Consider the following 21,015-nt stretch of genomic DNA (forward strand, 5'->3'; position numbering starts at 1 on the left):
TTTTATGGGCATTAGTGGTTTAGTGCATTTTATTCATAAATTCCTATAAACATAACAACATAGAAAGAGGAATATTCACTAAAAGTACATAAGAGTTAGCTTTCACACCTCTTCACGCTTCGTATAATATAGCAACAGCAAAGAAGGAGTGGTTAAAAATGAAACAAACTTACGACTACCAAGCTACAAAGAAGTATTTAGAAGAAAAGAAACAACAACTATGCAACAAACTTAGTTGTAAGCATCTATCTAAAAAAGAGCGTGAACAACTAAAACTTGAGATTGATAACTACGAATATATATTAAATTTAGCCGAAATGAATCATTATGAACGAGGATTTTCTCGTTAAAAGTAAATATAGAATTTATCCACTTTTTATTTTGAGCATTTTATTACGCATTTTTCGTAAGTAAATATATAATAGGATGTACATTAAGATTGAGAGGTATATTCTATGATTAAATTAAGCGTATTAGACCAATCACCTATTTCAGATGGTAGTACAGCAGCCCAAGCTTTTTCACATACAGTTACACTTGCGCAAGAAGTTGAAAAACTCGGATATACACGCTTTTGGGTATCGGAGCATCACAACTCTGTCAGCCTTGCTGGTTCAAGTCCTGAAATACTTATTTCACATATTGCAGCAAAAACAGATCGTATGAGAGTGGGTTCAGGTGGTGTTATGTTGCCGCACTATAGCCCATATAAAGTTGCTGAGAATTTCCGTGTTTTAGAAGCGCTTTATCCAAATCGTATTGATCTTGGTGTCGGCAGAGCACCTGGTGGTATGCCAATTGCAACTCGCGCACTTCAAGAAGGCAAAATGGTCTCACTTGATCAATACCCAGAACAAATTGCAGATGTTGCAATGTACTTACATGATCAAGTACCAGAAAACCATCATTATGCAAATTTAAAGGCTACTCCTGTCATTCCAACATCTCCCGAGATGTGGATGCTTGGTTCTAGCGGAGAGAGTGCAATGATTGCCGCAAAACAAGGTGCTTCTTTTGCATTCGCACAGTTCATTAACGGATACGGTGGCCCTGAAGTAATGAATGCTTATCAAGAACAGTTCCAACCTTCTTATTTAGGAGATAAACCAAAATCAATCGTCTCTATTTTTGTTATTTGCGGAGAAACGAATGAAGAGGCGGAAAAAATTGCTTCTAGTTTAGATTTATCAATCTTATTACTAGAACAAGGAAAGCGTACAACTGGTACTCCTTCTATCGAAACTGCACAAAATTATTCATACAGCGCTTATGATTTATTCCGTATAAAAGAAAATCGTCAACGTATGATCGTCGGTGATCCATCTTCTGTGAAAGAACAAATCGTAAACTTAAGCAAAGCGTACAATACTGATGAATTTATGATTGTCACAATTACTCATCGATTTGAAGATAAATTGAATTCTTATCGCTTACTAGCAAATGCTTTTCATTTATAATGACAAAAGGGAGATACATCAATTATGATGCATCTCCCTTTTTTACTACTTATTATTTTTGTCGTCTATATATTCAATAGCTTCTTTTAATAGTTCATCAAAATCCTTAGGATAATCATGATTTAAATTGGGTATAACTTTAAACTCATGTTCTATATTCTTATCTCTTAATAATTGTACAAATTGCTGCGTACATTCGAAACAATCTTCATCTTGATCCCCACACACTATATATCCCTTTATATTTTTATTCTGTAACACTTCCAACAACTCATTCCATTCTTCAATCTCTGGAAGCCACGGCGCCACAAAAATAAAACCATCTACATCTATATCTTTTTGTAAAATTGTATACAAAGCTACTCTTGCGCCAGCAGAAAAACCACCAATTATTACACTTTCTACTGTATGATTTTCTATAAACATAACGTAATGCTCTTTTAATTCCTCTTTCCCTCTATGTTTATCATCCCAAACAAATCCATCTGAAAACTGAATTTGCGAAGATTGTGGTAAAGCTAACGTATAATCTTGTGTCAAAACAGATTTCCAATATGGTTCTATTATTTCTATATTTTCTTGATCCCCGTGCATTGCAATAAATAGTTTTCCTTCTTTATTGCTGTCTAAATATTTCACGTCTGCTCGTTCTGTTTTCTTTGCTAATTCTTCTCTTTCTTTACATAATTGAACCATTTTATGAAACTCTTCAAATTTATGTAGTGGTGTTAAATCATCGTCCGAAATTAAATACTCATTTCCGTACCAAAATCCATTGTCTATAATAGCTTCCTTCATTATCTGTAACGCTTCTTCTTCAAGCCCCGCTGCACTCGCTAGCGCATATTTAAAATTATATATTTGCGCTTTATTCCCCACTACACCTTTAGCATGCTCCATTATATAAGTGTACGCTTCCAAACTCCCTTTATTTGCGTAACAATGTAACGTTTCATTTAATAATTGAATGTAAGTCATACTATTTTTCATACATCCATTCCCCCGTAATCTTTTATAATATTTATTTCTCAAACCTTTATACCATTCTGTAATCACTGTATATAACTCACGCTAACAATACTTAATCATTACTTCTCTTCGTCCAATAAGTTTAGTATAAAACTTAATAAACTGAAAAATCAATATTTTACTAAACAAAAAAAGACAACAATATATTTATTGTTGTTTTCAATACATCTACCCACTCTTTTGTTTTTTTCTGTCTGGTTTACTTGAAACTAAATAGTGTTTTTCTGAAATATATAAGTCTCTTTTTAATATACGATTTAAATACGGCCCTAATTTCATCCCGCATATAAGGCGATCTTCACTACCTTCAACAATTGGAAACATTTCTTTTTCTGTTACGTATTGATCTACTGCTTTTTGTACGATATCAATTTCTTTAACTAGGTTTAGATTTTCTTCTGTATGTTCAAATACCTCAAGCGTTTCCTTCGTAATAAGAAAACTATTTGTTGGAAATGCAAGTAAATACGGCTTTAACAAATCATAATTTACTGTATAATCATCATTTACTAATACTGTATAAACAATATTAGCATTCGTTTCTAGAAACTTAGCCATCGCTTGTTCTAATTCATCTTTCGTAATTTCACGCTCTTCTTTTCCAGTTCTGAAAAAGCGAAACATTGCATCGCCTCCTTTTTACTATATTATAGCATAAAAGAAAACTGAAAAATGACAAAAAAAGCCATTGAAAGAATTTTTCAATGACTTTTTTCTTTATATACTTATATTTATTTTAAGAACGCACTTAGCATCCATACATGTTGTTCTAATGTTGTATGAATCGCTAACAACATATCTGCTGATGTTTCATCGCCAGCTTCGCCAGCAACTTCCATACCTTCTTTTAATTCTTGAATAAGTGCAGAGTAATCATTCACTAATGTTTGCACCATTTCTTCTGCAGATTCCTTGCTTGTCCCTTCACTCACACTAGATGTTGCAAGATATTCTTTCATTGTCGCTAGCGGTTTACCTTCCAACGCTAAAATACGTTCTGCTAATTCATCAATATTTGTTCCAGCTTCATTGTAAAACTCTTCAAATTTCTCATGTAACGTAAAGAAGTGTGGTCCTGTCACATACCAGTGATAATTATGTAGTTTCACATATAACACATTCCAGTTTGCTACCTGCTTGTTTAATACTTCAACAACATTTGTTTTCGTACTCATACAATCCACTCCTCTTATCATTTCATAATGTTTATCTTTTAATAACCTAGTTACATGTTACCATACATTTCCTATCCTTTCGAACGATTGGCTCATATGTAACAAAGTTTTAACACCTTTAATACTTCCCTAATATCTTTTAATTCATGTATGTTTTCAAACACTTCATACGTCTAATTGTCCAAGCTCATACATATGCATAATAGTAAATCAAGCTCATCGTAGTAGAAAGAGGGATAACATGGACAATCAACAATGGCAAGTAGCAAAGAAGGTCGCTGCTACTTATATTGGAACAGTCGTTGGAGCTGGATTTGCTACTGGACGAGAAATCGTTGAATTTTTTACAGTGAACGGATTATATGGAACAATTGGCATATGTGTAAGTGGATTTTTTTTTATTTGGCTTGGCACAAAGATGATGTTACTTTCATCACAAATCGGTGCATTTTCAGCGCAAGAATTTAACAAATATTTATTTGGGGATGTAGTTGGCAATATTGTAAACACACTATTATTACTCGTATTATTTGGTGTAACGAGCGTTATGTTATCAGGAGCTGGGGCGGTATTTGAAGAGCAACTTCGTTTACCAAGACAACTTGGTATTTTCATTATATTGATCGCCTGTCTCATTATAGGTAGTCGCGGATTACAAGGGGTTTTTGAAGTTAATACACTTGTCGTACCTATTATGATGATTTTTATTATCGGACTTGCTATTACAACTTTTTTTCACGGTACAACTCCTATTAGTGACACTATTCCTGCAGAAAGCTGGAATATGAAGTGGATTACTAGTCCTATTACATATGTCGCCTTAAATCTTTCTCTCGCCCAAAGCGTTCTCGTCCCGTTAGCCAGTGAAGTAAAAGATCGAAAGGCCATTTTATGGGGCGGTATTTTAGGCGGTGCAGGACTTTCTTTAATTTTATTATGTAGCCATTTAGCTATTTTATCAGTCGATCAATTTTATCAATATAATATCCCAATGGCTGAAGTCATAAGAAAATTCAATGCAACTTTTCACTTTTTCTTTGTTCTTATCATTTTCGGTGAAGTGTTCACAACTTTAGTTGGTAATGTGTTCGGAATGACAAAACAAATTCAATCCATCACCAGATGGAAAAGTAACAATATTATTTTCTTCATTTTACTAATTAGTTATTGCTTTAGTTACATTGGTTACAGTGAATTACTCCACATTCTATATCCTATAATTGGATGGGTCAGCATCATTTTACTGCCAATTATTGCTTTTAAACAACTTCAAAAAACATAAAAGAAGCATCCATGTTATTGGATGCTTCTTTTATGTTCATTCACAATCATCGCATACTTCCCAGTACGGCCCCATTTCGAGTGCTAAATATGGCTTTAATTGCAACCGAATCATCCGACTAGGCATACGTTCTAAAACGAATTGAATTCCTTCTTCCTCTTCGTCTAATTCAACTTTTGAAATCGCAATTCTTTGCATAGTAGAAATAGGCATTCCATCTTTATATAAAGTGATTTTCACCTCATCATATTCATTAAAATACAATTCAACACTCATTTGATTTTTCAACAGTTCATCAACAATTTCATATTTATCATTTCGTTCCTGGATTATATATTTCCAGCCGCCTCTACCTTCTTCTTTCGGAGCTGCTTGAAATAATGTCATCAAATCCTCGTATAGCATAAGATAACCCCTCTCTTACTAAAAAACGATGAGTATTTTATATACCCTTTATCTCTATCACTATCCATATGTATTGTACCATATATCGTCGTTTTTACCGTATTCATTTGCTTCATAATTGCATGTAAAACACCTGATTCTCTTCATTATTATATGAATTGTCTCTCATTGTATTTCTTAATATGCTTCTAACGCTTTCCAATCATATCAAACATAAGTAAATGCACTCTTTGTCCATCCTCCGCTTAGTATTTCCTTACAATCACAAAAAAGAAGAGTGACTTTTATCACTCCCCTTAAAAGAATTTCCCCGTAGCTACTAACGCTAATACTAGTATTAAAATTGTAAATAATAATGATACGATGAAACTAAAAATAGGTAATGCTTTCTTTTCATTCTTCTTAAAGAGTAACTTTAAACTAAGAAAGATGTTTACTGGTACAAGTATAAAATAAAAATATTTAACAATTTGCACCGAACTATTCGAAAGTGTTTTTAAAATAAACACTTCAATTAGAAAGACAATAAAAAATGAAATACTTAACCAAAATGAGACATAACTAAGCCAAGAATGTCTTTTGGTACCCCAATAAACTCCCATAGTAATCTCCTTTATTTGCATTTTATACGATTATAATTATACACAAAGCAAACAAATACCTCTATTTTTCGACAAATATCATACAAAATATACCTTTAAATATTATAAAGATACTCTCAATCTCATTTCATTTTACATAATAAAAACAGACTACTCCAATAGCATACTGCTATTTTGGAGATAGTCTGTCCTCTGTTAAACTTTAAATCTTTCAATTAACCCTTGTAACTCTTCAGCCATTTGAGATAATGTACCAGCCGCCGAACTAATCTCCTCAATGGACGCTAGTTGTTCTTCTGCTGATGCTGCAACGTTTTGAGTACTCGTCGCATTGTTCTGTGCTGTCATTGCAATTTGACCTACTGAAATAGACACTTCATTTGCACCTTTTGACATCCCGTTAGCCGTTTCAACCATCGTTTTAATTTGATCTGCAATTTCATTTGTAGATAGTAAAATCTCAGTAAAGTTTTGCTTCGTTTCATTCGCAATAACAAGTCCAGATTGAACTTCTTCATTTACATGCCCCATTGATTTTACCGTCTTACTCATGTCATCTTGTATTTCACATATTAATTTACTAATTTCACTAGAAGATACACTAGACTTCTCCGCCAATTTACGTACTTCATCTGCAACAATCGCAAATCCTCTTCCGTGCTCTCCTGCTCTTGCAGCTTCAATTGCCGCATTCAAAGCTAGAAGATTCGTTTGATCTGCAATATTTTGAATGACTTCTAGTATGTCACCAATTTGTTTTGATTTATTATTTAGCAACTGTATAACTTCATCTGATTGTGAAACAGATTCTGCAATAGACTGCATTTGATTTACTGTTTTTCCTACTAGTTTCCCGCCATCTTCTGCTTTTTCACGAGTATGAGCAGAAGCCGTACTAATTGATGATGAACTATTTGCTACATGCTGAATTCCTTCTGTTACATCAAATAATAACATTGCACCATTTTCTACGCTCGTTGTTTGCGTTGTTGCCCCGCTCGATATTTCATCCATTGCCATTGTAATTTGCTCAGTTGCTTCACTCGCTTGTCTTACACTTGCCGTTAGCTCTTCTGATGCTGCTGCAACATGTCCAGCCGACGTATTAATTCTTCCAATTAACGTTCGCAATGCATCTGTCATCTCATTGAATCCTTTTGCAAGTTGGCCAATTTCATCATTAGAATGAATCTCGATTGTTTGCGTTAAATCTCCCTCACTTATTTCTTTAGAAGTAGCAACTAATCTTTTTAATGGCTTCGTTATAGAAAGTGTCACAAAATAAATAAGTGCTCCGCCTATAACTAATGAAATGAACATAACAATTAACATATTATAAAATACAGGCTGCGCAGCTTCAATTATTTCATTTGAGTACATCGTTCCACCGATTTTCCAACCTGTTTTTACATTTGTAGCAAATACCATTTGTTTTTCGCTGCCATCATACATATATGAAAAAGCACCATGGTTATCTTCATAAATTTTCTTCGCCCAAGAATCAGCTGCTTTTTCTCCTGATTTTTCTTGAGGATGTGCAATTATTTTTTGTTTTCCATCTAAAATGAAAGCATATCCCTTTTTACCGATATTGATTAACTTTGTTGTTTTTAATAAATTATCTAAACTTAAATCTATTGCTACAACACCGTTTTTATCTTCTGCTTGTTTTGCAATCGTTACGACAATATGTCCATTTCCTTGCGCCTTATATGGCTCAGTAACGACAATACCCCCTTGTTTTGCCACTGCATCTTTATACCAAGAACGTTCTGTTGGATCATAGTCTGCTGCCATTTGTATATTTGGTTCTTGCACAAATTTCTTATCATTCCCAGCAAAGTATACTTGTTCAACATCTTTATTCAAATTAATATATTGAGATAACATTTTTCTTAATTCATCTTGATTATCCCCTTGATACATATTACCTTGAATCACCCGTGCAAAATTATTTACATCATTAAATTTCGCCTCAATCATTTGATTGATTAAATTATCTAATATTTTTATATTGTCGTGAGCACTGCTCGTAATTTGTGATTCAAAGTTCTTTTTAGCTGTTTGATAAGACATGCCTCCAATAATAGAGACAGCCGCAATTAAAATGACAAAAAACGAAATTAGTAGTTTTTTTGCTACTTTCATATCACGAAACCAATTTAATAGTCTACCCATTACAAACCTCCTGCTTTTCAATTTCAATAGTTAAATCTAGCGAGTTGTAAACATTTCCCATCCCTAAATTATTATTTTCATAATCTATTACGATGAATACTTTGTAAAGTTTAAACAATTAAATTCCCTTTGTCTATATATTTGAATAATATTATTATAAAATTTACAAATACAAAAAAAGCCAAAGGGAACCACCCTTTGGCTTTTCATATTTTTTTATGCTGTTTAGAAATCTTTTTCCACTTATCACGCTCTGCTCTCGCAAGAATAGCATCTTGTTTTTTCATAAAATACGCCAGTTCTCTTTGTAATTTTTTATAGCTTTGCAAACGATTTATCGTAATAATTCCGTTATCAATTGCACTATGCACTGCGCACCCTGGCTCATTTTCATGTTTACAATCCCTAAAACGGCACGTTTTTGCTAATTCTTCAATATCAGAAAATGTTGTTTGAATTGCATCGCTTCCTTCCCAAAGCTGTAGCTCCCTCATACCCGGAGTATCAATAACTAAACCACCACTCGGTAATCGGAACAATTCACGATGAGTTGTCGTATGCCTTCCTTTACTATCTTCCTCACGAATATCTCCCGTTTTTGCTACTTCAAGTCCTATGAGTGCATTTAACAAAGTGGATTTTCCAACCCCCGATGACCCGACTAAAGCAATTGTTTTTCCTGAAGAAACAAATTGCTGCAGCGATTCAATACCAGTATGCTTTAAACTATCAACGACGAAGATCGGAACACCAATTGCCACAGCTTCCGTTTCAACAATTTTCTGTTCCACGTCTTCACATAAGCTACTCTTTGTTAAAACAATAACAGGCATTGCACCACTTTCATACGCTAATAGTAAATAACGTTCTATTCTTCTTACGTTAAAATCATGGTTAAGTGCATTTACTAAAAATAGATAATCTACATTTGCTGCTATTACTTGTTCTTCCGTTCGATTACCAGCCTCTTGTCTAGAAAAAGAGCTTCTTCTTTGAAAAATACGATGAATAATTGCTTTCTTTTCATTCTCTATTTTCTTTATATACACCCAATCACCAACCGCTGGATAATCTCCCTTCGTTACTGCTTCATGCCGAAACTTTCCAGACAGCTCTGCCATATATTCACCATCATTACAAATAATTCGATATATATGTTTATGCTCTAGTAAAATACGCCCTACTTCAAAGTTCTCTACAGCTTGTTCTTCAAAAAAAGAATCCCAGCCGAATGATTCTAAAATATTTTGATTCAAATTGATATCCTCCCTAGTTTAAGCTAAGCGGAAGGATCGTGCGCTCACTTATACAGTCTCGCCCTTTCCATCCACCTTTGTATTTGGTTTATGATTCATATACGTTATTTTCACCATAATACATCACCCCGTTCTCATTTTAATTACTCTCATTATATGGAATATTTATTTAAAAAGCTACCTTATTTAACGCAATTTTCAAACATTTTTTATCATTCTAATTTGTCCACGGTGACTAACCTCATCTTCTAGCACATGAAACCACAGATAGTGTTGGTTATGCACTACACCGTTAGGCCACTTTCTTTCTGACATAAGCCATTCATCATCTTGTTCATTCAAATACTTCAGAGATTCTTCTCGAACACTTTGTAGAATTTGTATATAATACTGTATTTCATTACCACGGATTGTTCTCCCCGCTTTCCCTAAATACAGTGCGTCTTCCCATATTTCTAATTCTTCTTTTGTAAAGTCGCGCTCTTGAAATGAAATAAGTTGATGGGCTTTTTCTATAGCTGCTATATGCTTTAGTAACGCTCCGATGGAATTCCCTCCACTCGTCATAATGAAATCTACTTGCTCAACTGATAGATCGTTTATTTCCTGTAATGTTACAGCCCTCGTATGCTCCAGCATGCTTACTAATTCCCCTATATTTTTTGTATAACCATCCATACTTCTTATTCGATAATCTATATTCATCTCACGCACCCCTTTCTACATTCATATTAAGGAATAACCGCTTCATATAATAGACTGAAATATGTCAGATTTTTCTGTTATAATTAAATTGAATACGTAATAAACCCAAACAAACTTTCTCAATATGCTTCTATGAAATATTAAAAGGAATCAATATAAAAGAATCGAATCTTATTCACTAAAAGGAGTGGATTCGATGGAAATGTATCAATGGCTAACCGCTATACTCGTTGGTGGCATTACCGGTTTCGTTTCCCATCTAATCAATAACCAAGGTAAGTTATTGCTTCCACGCCGTTTGAAAACTTTTTTTCACTTTGGGTTTTTGACTGATATTTTCACTGGTAGTCTAGCTGCACTTCTTGGACTCGTTTTATTCGATGTTACCTTAATAAAAGAAATTATTAAAGTATCCATTGTGACTGCTATTTCCGGTCAGACTTTCTTACTGCACCAAGCGCTTGGTGGTGAGCAGGCTAAAAATAAACAAATTGGGAAAGCTGATGAGAAGATTCAAGAAATTGACAAATTATTACGACGTTAGTCTATACTTTCTTTAAAAATTATTGCTATAATTAACAATAAATATTTTCTATTGCGTCGTTTGTCAGAAGAAAGGGTGTTTCGTATGACAAAAAAGAAAATAGAAGATTTCTTAACAAACACTGAAAAAGAGGAACTGCTAGAAAACTATAAATGTTTACGAGAAGCCCGCACAAAAAGCGAAGCTAATTATTTTGGTGAAGCAGTAGACCATCTATTAAATAAAGCAAAACAACGAATTATTAAAGATGCAGGCATACATGATGAAAATGCAGCAACAGTTCAATCAAAGAGAAAAGCACTGTTTTAGTTACATTAGCTAAAACAGTGCTTTTTATTTAGAATTTTTTCACATCTATTTCACAAATATAAGTAGTCCTATATGCTAAACTAAGTATATCCTTTTCCAAGGAACTATATGCCGATATATGAATCCCTATCTCTGTAGGGATTTTTTATTTTTGGATTCCTCATAACTTTATTACGATACCTTTATACTATTTGTCTATTTTCTTTAATCTCTGCACTCAAAGATCCCTTCATGTATTATTACTCTTCTAATATTGATTTCATATGTGGTTTCTAACTGCTATTTTCATTGATAGACTAACTGCACTTCTTGCACTCGCTTTATTTGATGTCACCTCAAAAGAGGAGATATAGCTCTTTTTTATTTGTACAGGCTTTATGATACAATTCCTGTTTCACTATCTTCATTAAGCTTTTCACTTTTTCTAAACAAAAATAAAGCTCCTATATATAGTAACGCAGTAAAACTACCTATAAGTATAAAATTGTGAGATGCTGCAAATAGCAGTCCTGCTATTGCCGCTCCAATCATTTGACCAATATACATAGAAGCATTAGCAAGCGCGGCTCCTGTTCCTCTTGCTACACTAGATATGTTTTGTAAGTGCCTCATCATTAATACAAACAAAATTCCTGTCACAAAAAACAAAACAAAGAACAATAACTCCACCAATATAATGTTCTTTACATGAGGAAGTAATACATATAGCACTGCTGTAAATATAATTCCACCATAGAAAGAAAGGTTATAACCAATTTTATTTGTGATTCTAGGGCCAAAAATATTACCAGTTAAATTCCCTAATCCTAATATAAGCATAATTGTACCTACTTCATGAACTTGTAAGCCAAATTGAATGGACAGCCATACACCAAAAAATGAAAATGCAGCAAAATTACCAGTTTGAAAAACAAAATATGCAAAATAAGAAATCGAAACCTTTGAATCTGTAAGTAATTGTTTATAGCGCTTTAAGATGTTTGTTTTACTTCCACCTATATGAACCGGTTGTATTTCTGGTAATACTATATAGATAAGAATTACAAGTAGTGTTGATAATATACCAATGACGAAGAATGGTGTTGTATAGTGTATCATTGCCAAATACGATCCAACTGGCAACCCTAAAATTTGAGAGATTGCTAACCCTGCTGTTACAATTCCAATTGCCTTTACAATTTGCTCCTTCTCTATAAGGAGCGGAATAGATGCCCACACTTGTGGAGATACAAAGGCTGCACTTACACCTGCTAAAAATCTAAATGCTAGCATCCATAGAAAACTCGGTGCCATTCCACATAAAAACGTACTTAACGCAAAAAAACTCATTCCTATTACCATCACTTTTTTTCTGTTTAAGCCATCTGATATAGGACCAGCAATAAGCGCAAATCCAGCGTATCCTAAAGCATATGAACTCACCATCCACCCTGACAGCTCAGTTGAAACATGATACACCTTCTGTAATGTCGGTAAAAGTGGTGAAATTAAGAAAGTATCTGTACCTATCATAAACATGATCGTAAAGAATACAGCTAGTACTCTTTTCATTTAAACCTTCTCCTTTTATATAAAAAGAGGGAAGTCCCCCTCTTGTCAACTAATCTTCTAAAATAGATTTAATTTCTTCCATAACCTTTTCATTCAATGAAACTTCCACCGCTCTTACACTTTCTCTTATTTGCTCCGCTCGTTTCCCACCAGGAATAACAGTATCAATGCCTTTTTTATTTAATAGCCATGCTAAAGCTAAATGTGATACTTCAAGATTCATTTCTTTAGCTAAACCTTTTAACTTCTCAACTTTTTTAAAGTTACTCTTATATGTATTTTCTTCAAATAGATTTACACTTTGACGCCAATCGCCTTCGTTTAATTTAAAATCTTCTGTATATTTTCCACCTAGTATCCCAAAAGCAAGAGGCCCGTATGGTATAAATGAAATACCTGATTCTATACAATACGGCAAAAGTTCTTCTCCAGCAGTACGATCCAACATATTATACGGTGATTGTACAACATCTATTTGTTCGTGCTGATTCGCTTCTTTTAATTGCTCTACGTTTACGTTAGATATTCCAATTGCACGAATTTTACCTTCTTCTTTTAGACGAGCAAGCTCTCCAATTGAATCTATGTAACTTGTTTCTAGATTTGTAAAATGTAAATAATATAAATCAATATAATCAGTTTGTAATCTTCTTAAGCTATTTTCCACAGCATTTCTTAAATAGCTTCGTTCATTATTAATATAAACTTCTCCATTTAATAACGGCTGTATTCCACCTTTTGTAGCAAGTACAACTTCTTGACGTTTTTCTTTCAATACTTCTCCTACTAATTCCTCTGATCTACCGAGACCGTATGAATCCGCTGTATCAAAAAATGTAACCCCTCGCTGGATAGCTTCTTCTATTAATCGTTTTCCTTCTTCTTCATTCACATCAGCATATAAATTATGTCCCCCTACAGCATTTGTTCCTAGCCCTAACTTCGAAATATGTAGTCCTGCCTTTTGCAATTTGGTATATTTCATTTTTTCTCCCCCTATATTTCTATTGTTCGAATATATTCGAACAATAGAAATATACCACTTTATATGTTATAGTGCAAACTATATTAACTTATACAAGCAGGTGAAAAAATGCGTACTCTCTATCATCCAAATCGAGAAGAAATTCAATTCTCTTCTGTCTTATACGCACTTAGCGATCAAATTCGTTTACAAATTGTAACGATGCTATTAGAGAAAAATGAACAATCTTGTGGTGCGTTAAACATTCCAATTGCGAAATCAACTTTATCTCACCATTTCAAGGTTTTACGTGAATCCGGTGTTATGTATACACGCATTGAAGGAACACAGCGTTTCATTTCAATTCGTGAAGATGACTTACATGCTAGATTCCCCGGTTTATTAGACGTCGTATTACATGCGACAGAACCATACTAAAAAACATCTCATATTCATATGAGATGTTTTTTAGTATGGTTCTATTCTTTTAATAAAATGCAACTTTAATCAGAAGGAACTTTGTTCATCACACACTAGAAATATATACGCTTCATTCTTTTTCACTTTATTTTTGTACTGGATCCTTTGGACACTTTAATTATTTGATTACATTTTATACACATCATTAATATAGGGCCGCCTATCTGTTTCAATTCCTGTAGTTGCTTATGTTCACACTCCTCCATATTATTACCTCCCTTATCATATAATTAGGGCATTTTGTAATCACCATCACTACTAAGTTCATTCCTTATTTAACCTCTGAATAAAACGTTTAAACGCCGATATTCCTTCGTCATCTCGTTTAAAAACGCCAGCATCTTCAAGCGCCTGTATAAATTTCTGTCCTAATTCTGCTCTTACTATCTCCTGTACATTTTGTTCATGTATCCGATTGTAATATTTGATTTTTAATTGTTCTGCCCATCGTATATGAAGCGTTGGAATATCACTTGGAATGTTAAGTAAGAATTTTTCCACTTCCTGAAGTTCTGTTTTTAAACGCGCCGGAAGTACTGCTAACCCCATTACTTCAATTAGACCGATATTTTCCTTTTTAATATGCTGTATTTCCGCATGAGGGTGGAAAATACCTATCGAATGTTCTTCACTTGTACGATTGTTCCGCAAAACAAGATCCAATTCGTACATACTATTCCGGTAACGAGCAATTGGCGTAATCGTATTATGTGGAACATCATTCGTAAATGCAAATATATTAACAGATGGATCACTATATCCCTTCCACCTCTCTAATATGTACTCCCCTGCATTTACTATTTGTTCTATGTCTTTACTTCTTAAGCGAATAACTGACATAGGCCATTTAATAATAGAACATTGCATTTCTGGAAAGTTAGTTAGTTCAAAAATTAGGTCGTTTGATGCATTTGCCATAGCAAATTCATAATTTCCACCTTGATAATGGTCATGTGTTAGAATAGATCCTCCTACAATAGGCAAATCTGCATTAGAACCAAGGAAATAATGCGGGAATTTTTCTACAAATTTTAACAAACGTAAAAATGTTTGACGGTCAATTTTCATATCACGGTGTTCTGAAGACAATACAATACAGTGTTCATTGAAATATATATACGGAGAATACTGTAGAAACCAGCTTTCATCTGTAAGATTCATACGAATCATACGATGATTCGAGCGTGCTGGATGTCCAATTCTGCCTCTATATCCTTCATTCTCAATACAGAGTAAACATTTTGGATAATTTGTACTTTCCAATACTCTCTCTCTAGCAATTTGTTTCGGGTCTTTTTCCGGTTTTGATAAGTTAATCGTTATATCAATGGGTCCATATTCCGTATTTACTTTATAATTTATATTTTTGGCAATTTGCTTCATTTGTATATAGTTGCTGTTTTTACTTAACTCATAGAAGTAATTTGTCGCAGCCTTCGGATTTTGTTCGTATTTTTCATAAAATAGAGAATTGATAACGGACGGTTTGGACATAAAAACATCCATAATTGCACTTGCTAAAATCTCCTTCTCGTCCATTACTGCCTCAATGACTTTATGCATACAAGCATATTCAATTAACTCTTCCAATAACTCCGAAATTGCTTTCTTTGCGGGTGCGGGCGCTGACGCTTCCACTACAAAGTCATCTAAACGAAGTAAGGAAAGGATTTGATTCCTTGTATATATTTCATCTTCTTTTTCAATTAATTGAACTTCAATAGCACGATCAATTAACTGCTGGATAGCTTGATATATCATCAGTATATACCTCCTCTAACCTTATAGCGGTTTTCGTTGTTACGATGCCAGTTCTATGTACCTTTTATCATTTTATGAACAGATCTATGGGATAACCACCACCCTAATAAACATTTCATGAAAAAGAAATAAATACTAGATTCCACGATATATTCGACAAAGCCATACAAAAAAACATCTCATAAAATTATGAGATGTTTTTAGTATTTGCTATTCTTTTAATAAATCTATTAATCCATTCCCTTCAGATGTACGTTCATACCCTAAAGGTACAGTTCTTTTAATAAGTTGTGCATATATTTCTGGCTCTGATAACTTTCTACCATATTCTCTCTCACACTGCTTAATGAGCAATGCCAGCGCTCCAGCGACATGCGGTGTCGCCATAGAAGTTCCACTTAATACCGCATATTTCCCTTCAGGATACGTAGATAATATTTCATCACCTGGCGCCACTAAATCAATTTCTTGATTCGAATTACTAAAACATGCGATTTTCCGTTCTAAATTGACAGCGCCGACTTCAATTACTTCGGAATAAGCACCTGGGAAATCTAGTTCCTCTGTATTATCATTACAATCTCCATTATTCCCAGCAGCACATACGACGAGAACATCTTGCTTTACTGCATTTTGAATCGCTTCATGTAATTCTGGGACGTCCTGCGGGCCACCAAGTGACATTGAAATAACCCTAACTCTTTCTTTATTAGGCCCTCTCCAATTTACAGCATAATGAATCGCCTCAATAATTTGCTCATAACTTCCAGAACCATCTCCCGCTAAAACCTTTAACACTAACATTTTAGCAAGTGGTGCGACTCCTAAAACACCGACACCATTTTCAGTCGCTGCAATTGTCCCCGCTACATGAGTACCGTGTCCGTTATTATCAAGATAAATATTTGGATCCCCTTCGTAATCTTTCGTGAAATTTCTTCCACCGATAATGCGTTCCTTTAAATCTATATGATTCACATCACAACCTGTATCTAATACGGCAACAACAATATCATTTCCTTTCGCACTCTTCTCCCATACTTGTGGAGCATGAATGAGTTGTACACCTGGTGGAATTTCATTTACTTGTTCAACCACCTTATCTACTGTAAAAGGAATCAATTGTATACCTTTTTGTTTATTCGCTGTACTACTATTCATCGTAATCCCTCCTGAAAATATATTATTTTCATTTCAGACCACTTTTGAAAAGGTTTAAATGTAACATTCGTTTTATTCGTTTCGTTTTCCTTCCTTAAAAATATTTCTCAATATAGCTTACTAATTTTATACTACTCTTTTTATTTATCTCGTAATTTTTATTCACCAAAAATTCGATTGGTACAACCAATAACCAAAATAAAAGGACCAATTTAATGGTCCTTTCATAGTTTTTAAAGAATGATATGAAATTTTAAAAATAAAATAAATTAAGACTAAGCCTCACTCTTATTTAAAAACTTCTCTATTTCTTTTATTAAATGTTTCGCTCCATCTATACTAACAGTAATGTTTCCATTTGCTAATGATATGTTTTGATTTGAAACATCACCTGTTATTTGACAAGCATTGTAAGGTTGATATTTTTGTAAAATGACTTTATCTTCTTCTACGAAAATTTCAAGTGGTGATTTGATTTGTATTCCTAATACTTCTCGTAACTCTTTAGGAATAACAATTCGTCCTAATTCGTCTACTTTTCGAATAATTCCTGTTGCTTTCATATTACTCCCCCCTTACTTTCTATTAATTTTTCCACCTCGCTCTTTCCATTTTATCACTTTTTGGTAATACTTGTATCTTTTCAGAAAATTTTGTACTCAAGTTAAAAATACACATTTAACGAATACGTAATCTCTCTTTCAATTGTTTTAAATAACGAGATCGTATCAATAAGAAATATACAACTTGAATTCCTACGAAAACACTTAATACAATCGCATTTTCTTTAAATAATGAGTACTCAAACATCTGTCCCAGTGCAGTTAACGCTACTGCCCCGTGTAATGTTGCAACACCTATTGGAACGAAGAATAATAGTGCTAATCGAATTGTAACTACTTTCGATAATTCTCCGCTCGTTAAACCTACTTTTCTAATCATTTCAAACAAACGAGTATCATCCTCTAAATCAGAAAACAAACGGAAGTAAAGGAAGCTTCCTGCACATACGAAAAATACTATACCAATAAAGAAACCTACAAATAAAATTGGTCCTGCTATTTGTAAACTTTGGTTTTGTTCGTACTCTTCCGCACTAAACGTTGCATGTTCTTCATAAGTCTTCATTTGATGAGTAAGCTCTTTACCAACCTCTATTTCATCTTTCGTTCCTTCTGTTTTGTACACATAATCTTTTTCCTCTTTACATCCTTCTTGTAATGCATCATATTGATTTTTAGAGATTACATAAACGTTACCTCTTAGTATTTTACTTAATGAAGAAGTATTAACTTTTTTCACTTTTAAAGATTCATTCAAATGTGGTAAAGTAATTTCTTTTCTTTCTTTCATCGATGGGCCTGGTATATCGACTGATAAAAATAAAGCTTCTTTATTTGCTACAGTTTGAAATGATTCTCCTGTTAACTTCGCATATTCCTTATAATCTGATTCTTTTATAAAAATAGCACTTCTTAACGACTGCTCCTCTGCCCTTTTCGTTGAAATAGTGGCTTTAGAAGCTGTTATACTATGTTTCTTTAATCCTTCATCAATCATCTTCAAATGCTGTGATTCATTACTATTTCCTTGCTTAGAATGATACTGAAACGCAATTGGTCTCTCCATAATCCCTTTCGTCATGGACGTGAAACCTACTAATGTACCTATTGCTGAAAATGCTACAGTTGAAATAATAGTTACAATAAAGAACATTCTGGCGTTGTCTCTCATACGGTAAGCTAAATCTGATAACGTAACAATATTTGTCTGTGTCCAATAGAAACGTTTACTTTTTTTACATAGTCTAATAATAAAGACACTCAACTGCTTGTACAGCAAATACGTACCAATAATGACTACCGTTGTAACAGGAATCATCATGACAAATACCATTGCCCCGTGTGACATAAGTGCTCCTGCATATCCCGCACTAAGCAATATAACCGCTAATATAGAAGAAATAATCGATGCTTTCGGTTCCGGCTTCGCTTCTGCGGATCCTCTAAACAATTTCATAATTTTATTTTTTCGAATCATTCCTGCACTAAACAATGAAATAATCATAAATAATACGAAAAACATAATACTCGTTACAACAATGGCTTTCATTGGAATGTAATAAGCTAAAGTAATATCTAATTTTAATATCATCGGAGCTACAAATAGTAATATTCCAGAAAATAACATTCCAGCAAATATTCCAAAAATAATGGCCCCTATCCCAATCATAATATTTTCAAAGAAGATAAGACGCTTTAATTGATATTTCGTCATACCTAACATCATTAAAATTCCTAATTCACGCTTTCTCGTTTTTAAAAACATTCCCATCGAATATAAAATAAAGAAAAACGTAAATAAGTAAATAATGGACTGTGCAAAAGACATACTTACGAATACGTATCGTCCCAATTCTCCAGCACTTAATGCGGGATGAAACGCAAAAAATGAATAAACAAAAAAGGCCATAATGGCAAATGCACTACTTAAAAAATATGCTGAGTATGTTCGTCTATTTCGTGTTACATTTCGATATGCGAGTTCTCTAATGTTCATATTACTTCTCCGCCCTTCTACTAACTATGTTTTTATATTAGTAAAATACGGAAATACCTTCCATCGATTCAAATGACAAAAACCTTACATTATTGAAAGGTTTCAAAAAAATTGCTTAAACGAAGCAGTTTCATTATAATGACTACATTCATATTCATACACGCATCCTATTGTATATTCGTTAGTTTTGCGAAATAATAAAGGATAGAAGTATGTACCAATATACATATAAACTTAATTACTGCTTTAATATGAATAGGAGGAAACATAATGACATTACAAGAACAGATTATGAAAGCATTACATGTTCAGCCTGTAATTGATCCGAAAGCAGAAATCCGTAAACGTGTTGATTTCTTAAAAGATTATGTGAAAAAAACAGGTGCGAAAGGATTTGTACTTGGAATTAGCGGCGGACAAGACTCTACATTAGCTGGACGTTTAGCTCAGCTTGCAGTGGAGGAAATTCGTAATGAAGGTGGTAACGCAATATTTATCGCCGTGCGCCTTCCTTATAAAGTGCAAAAAGATGAAGATGATGCGCAATTAGCATTACAATTTATTCAAGCTGATCAATCTGTTGCATTTGATATCGCTTCAACAGTTGATGCTTTCTCAAATCAATACGAAAACTTATTGGGTGAATCATTAACAGATTTCAATAAAGGTAACGTGAAAGCACGTATCCGTATGGTTACACAATATGCAATTGGAGGACAAAAAGGTCTACTTGTTATCGGAACTGATCACGCGGCAGAAGCTGTTACAGGATTCTTTACAAAATTCGGAGATGGTGGTGCAGACCTATTACCATTAACGGGTTTAACGAAACGTCAAGGACGTGCTCTTTTACAAGAATTAGGTGCGGATGAGCGACTTTACTTAAAAATGCCAACTGCTGATTTATTGGATGAAAAACCAGGTCAAGCTGATGAAACGGAGTTAGGTATTTCGTATGATCAACTAGATGATTATTTAGAAGGTAAAGCAGTTCCAACTGACGTTGCAGAAAAAATTGAAAAACGTTACACAGTGAGTGAACATAAAAGACAAGTTCCAGCATCAATGTTTGATGATTGGTGGAAATAAATAAAACATAAAAAAGAAGCTAACCTCATTAGCTTCTTTTTTGTTAACGATACACCCCTACTCTTTTCTCTAGTAAATCCTGCAAACAATCCTCATGTTGTTGATTAAACAATGGCGGCATTTTGTTTAGCGGGAAAAACTTCAATTCCAACGTTTCATCACCGTCTACTTTTTGCTCTCCACCGGCAATTGAGCATGAAAAGAATATTAAAATTGACTGGGCATTATCTCCATTTGGATATGCTTGAAAATATTTTGTATACACCCCGATAAGCTCATTTATTTCCACGTCATAACCTGTTTCTTCTTTTATTTCTCGAATCGCAGTTTCTGCGGCAGATTCTCCAATTTCCATTGCACCACCAGGAAATCCCCAAGCGTTGAAATCACCTCTTTTTTGCAGCAATACTTCTCCATGTTCATTCAACACACAACCACCCGCAAAGTTTATGAGAACACAGTCGTGCCCTACTTTTTTACGTAATTCTTTTATATAATTAGCCATCCT

Annotated in this window: 22 protein-coding genes and 1 pseudogene; 7 read left to right on the plus strand and 16 right to left on the minus strand. The window is 33.8% G+C overall.

From position 1 onward, the window contains the following. Positions 1-158: 158 nt before the first annotated feature. Positions 159-350 carry a DUF3896 family protein gene (locus JDS99_RS16805; RefSeq protein ID WP_199695399.1) on the plus strand — a complete coding sequence of 64 codons (192 nt, stop codon included), beginning with the start codon at positions 159-161 and terminating at the stop codon, positions 348-350. Positions 351-455: 105 nt separating this feature from the next. Further along, positions 456-1,457 carry an LLM class flavin-dependent oxidoreductase gene (locus JDS99_RS16810; protein WP_048543155.1) on the plus strand — a complete coding sequence of 334 codons (1,002 nt, stop codon included), beginning with the start codon at positions 456-458 and terminating at the stop codon, positions 1,455-1,457. A gap of 45 nt (positions 1,458-1,502) precedes the next feature. Here the strand turns inward: JDS99_RS16810 and JDS99_RS16815 are convergent, their stop codons facing one another. From JDS99_RS16815 to JDS99_RS16825, 3 genes are all read right to left on the minus strand, one after another. Further along, the gene (locus JDS99_RS16815) at positions 1,503-2,447 is read right to left on the minus strand and encodes an alpha/beta hydrolase (protein ID WP_097908270.1); all 945 of its coding nucleotides are present in this window, start codon (positions 2,445-2,447) and stop codon (positions 1,503-1,505) included. Positions 2,448-2,654: 207 nt separating this feature from the next. Next, a complete protein-coding gene (locus tag JDS99_RS16820) occupies positions 2,655-3,110 on the minus strand; it encodes a DUF3939 domain-containing protein (protein ID WP_060490081.1) in 456 nt (151 codons plus the stop codon). A gap of 107 nt (positions 3,111-3,217) precedes the next feature. Further along, entirely contained in the window at positions 3,218-3,661 is a 444-nt protein-coding gene (locus tag JDS99_RS16825; protein ID WP_000105195.1) for a Dps family protein, read from the minus strand. Between the two features lie 241 nt (positions 3,662-3,902). Here JDS99_RS16825 and JDS99_RS16830 point away from each other — a divergent pair, with 241 nt between their 5' ends. Then, positions 3,903-4,943 carry a YkvI family membrane protein gene (locus JDS99_RS16830; protein ID WP_199695400.1) on the plus strand — a complete coding sequence of 347 codons (1,041 nt, stop codon included), beginning with the start codon at positions 3,903-3,905 and terminating at the stop codon, positions 4,941-4,943. Between the two features lie 36 nt (positions 4,944-4,979). Here the strand turns inward: JDS99_RS16830 and JDS99_RS16835 are convergent, their stop codons facing one another. The 5 genes from JDS99_RS16835 to JDS99_RS16855 all read right to left on the minus strand — a co-directional run bounded on the left by JDS99_RS16835 (position 4,980) and on the right by JDS99_RS16855 (position 10,089). Continuing rightward, positions 4,980-5,348, minus strand: coding sequence for a DUF3979 family protein (locus JDS99_RS16835; protein WP_000965083.1), 369 nt, complete (start codon positions 5,346-5,348; stop codon positions 4,980-4,982). A gap of 296 nt (positions 5,349-5,644) precedes the next feature. Next, positions 5,645-5,950, minus strand: coding sequence for a hypothetical protein (locus JDS99_RS16840; RefSeq protein ID WP_000539573.1), 306 nt, complete (start codon positions 5,948-5,950; stop codon positions 5,645-5,647). Between the two features lie 195 nt (positions 5,951-6,145). Further along, positions 6,146-8,128 carry a HAMP domain-containing methyl-accepting chemotaxis protein gene (locus JDS99_RS16845; protein ID WP_088063101.1) on the minus strand — a complete coding sequence of 661 codons (1,983 nt, stop codon included), beginning with the start codon at positions 8,126-8,128 and terminating at the stop codon, positions 6,146-6,148. A gap of 206 nt (positions 8,129-8,334) precedes the next feature. Further along, positions 8,335-9,384, minus strand: coding sequence for a ribosome small subunit-dependent GTPase A (gene rsgA, locus JDS99_RS16850; protein ID WP_199695401.1), 1,050 nt, complete (start codon positions 9,382-9,384; stop codon positions 8,335-8,337). A 198-nt stretch (positions 9,385-9,582) separates the two neighbouring features. After that, positions 9,583-10,089 carry a DinB family protein gene (locus tag JDS99_RS16855; RefSeq protein ID WP_472926333.1) on the minus strand — a complete coding sequence of 169 codons (507 nt, stop codon included), beginning with the start codon at positions 10,087-10,089 and terminating at the stop codon, positions 9,583-9,585. 196 nt (positions 10,090-10,285) lie between these two features. Here JDS99_RS16855 and JDS99_RS16860 point away from each other — a divergent pair, with 196 nt between their 5' ends. Then, positions 10,286-10,633: a DUF4257 domain-containing protein gene (locus JDS99_RS16860; RefSeq protein ID WP_060490074.1), complete on the plus strand. Its 348-nt coding sequence runs from the start codon at positions 10,286-10,288 to the stop codon at positions 10,631-10,633. 84 nt (positions 10,634-10,717) lie between these two features. After that, positions 10,718-10,942 (plus strand): hypothetical protein, encoded by a 225-nt coding sequence (locus JDS99_RS16865; protein ID WP_000162604.1) that lies wholly within the window; start codon positions 10,718-10,720, stop codon positions 10,940-10,942. A 28-nt stretch (positions 10,943-10,970) separates the two neighbouring features. On the opposite strand, the pseudogene JDS99_RS32585 reads toward JDS99_RS16865, so the two are convergent. The 3 genes and pseudogenes from JDS99_RS32585 to JDS99_RS16875 all read right to left on the minus strand — a co-directional run bounded on the left by JDS99_RS32585 (position 10,971) and on the right by JDS99_RS16875 (position 13,478). Beyond that, positions 10,971-11,175, minus strand: a pseudogene (locus JDS99_RS32585) (hypothetical protein). 142 nt (positions 11,176-11,317) lie between these two features. Continuing rightward, entirely contained in the window at positions 11,318-12,493 is a 1,176-nt protein-coding gene (locus JDS99_RS16870) for an MFS transporter (protein WP_199695402.1), read from the minus strand. 49 nt (positions 12,494-12,542) lie between these two features. Beyond that, positions 12,543-13,478, minus strand: a complete 936-nt coding sequence (locus JDS99_RS16875) for an aldo/keto reductase (protein WP_199695403.1) — start codon at positions 13,476-13,478, stop codon at positions 12,543-12,545. 108 nt (positions 13,479-13,586) lie between these two features. On the opposite strand from JDS99_RS16875, the gene JDS99_RS16880 reads away from it, so the two are divergent. After that, positions 13,587-13,895, plus strand: a complete 309-nt coding sequence (locus JDS99_RS16880; protein ID WP_064474209.1) for an ArsR/SmtB family transcription factor — start codon at positions 13,587-13,589, stop codon at positions 13,893-13,895. Positions 13,896-14,201: 306 nt separating this feature from the next. Here the strand turns inward: JDS99_RS16880 and galT are convergent, their stop codons facing one another. The 4 genes from galT to JDS99_RS16900 form a co-directional block, all read right to left on the minus strand. Beyond that, positions 14,202-15,698, minus strand: a complete 1,497-nt coding sequence (gene galT / locus JDS99_RS16885) for a UDP-glucose--hexose-1-phosphate uridylyltransferase (RefSeq protein WP_098856723.1) — start codon at positions 15,696-15,698, stop codon at positions 14,202-14,204. Positions 15,699-15,908: 210 nt separating this feature from the next. Next, a complete protein-coding gene (locus JDS99_RS16890; protein ID WP_098199442.1) occupies positions 15,909-16,859 on the minus strand; it encodes a serine protease in 951 nt (316 codons plus the stop codon). A 275-nt stretch (positions 16,860-17,134) separates the two neighbouring features. Next, complete coding sequence (locus tag JDS99_RS16895; RefSeq protein WP_048543174.1) at positions 17,135-17,422, minus strand: AbrB/MazE/SpoVT family DNA-binding domain-containing protein; 288 nt, start codon at positions 17,420-17,422, stop codon at positions 17,135-17,137. 115 nt (positions 17,423-17,537) lie between these two features. Further along, the gene (locus tag JDS99_RS16900; protein ID WP_098856721.1) at positions 17,538-19,418 is read right to left on the minus strand and encodes an ABC transporter permease; all 1,881 of its coding nucleotides are present in this window, start codon (positions 19,416-19,418) and stop codon (positions 17,538-17,540) included. A gap of 270 nt (positions 19,419-19,688) precedes the next feature. On the opposite strand from JDS99_RS16900, the gene nadE reads away from it, so the two are divergent. Continuing rightward, a complete protein-coding gene (nadE, locus tag JDS99_RS16905) occupies positions 19,689-20,507 on the plus strand; it encodes an ammonia-dependent NAD(+) synthetase (protein WP_098856720.1) in 819 nt (272 codons plus the stop codon). 43 nt (positions 20,508-20,550) lie between these two features. Here nadE and JDS99_RS16910 read toward each other — a convergent pair whose 3' ends face one another. Next, a complete protein-coding gene (locus JDS99_RS16910; RefSeq protein WP_098856719.1) occupies positions 20,551-21,012 on the minus strand; it encodes an NUDIX hydrolase in 462 nt (153 codons plus the stop codon). Between the last annotated feature and the right edge of the window lie 3 nt (positions 21,013-21,015).

It is taken from the genome of Bacillus cereus group sp. N6 (assembly GCF_016483705.1).
Lineage (GTDB): Bacteria > Bacillota > Bacilli > Bacillales > Bacillaceae_G > Bacillus_A > Bacillus_A wiedmannii.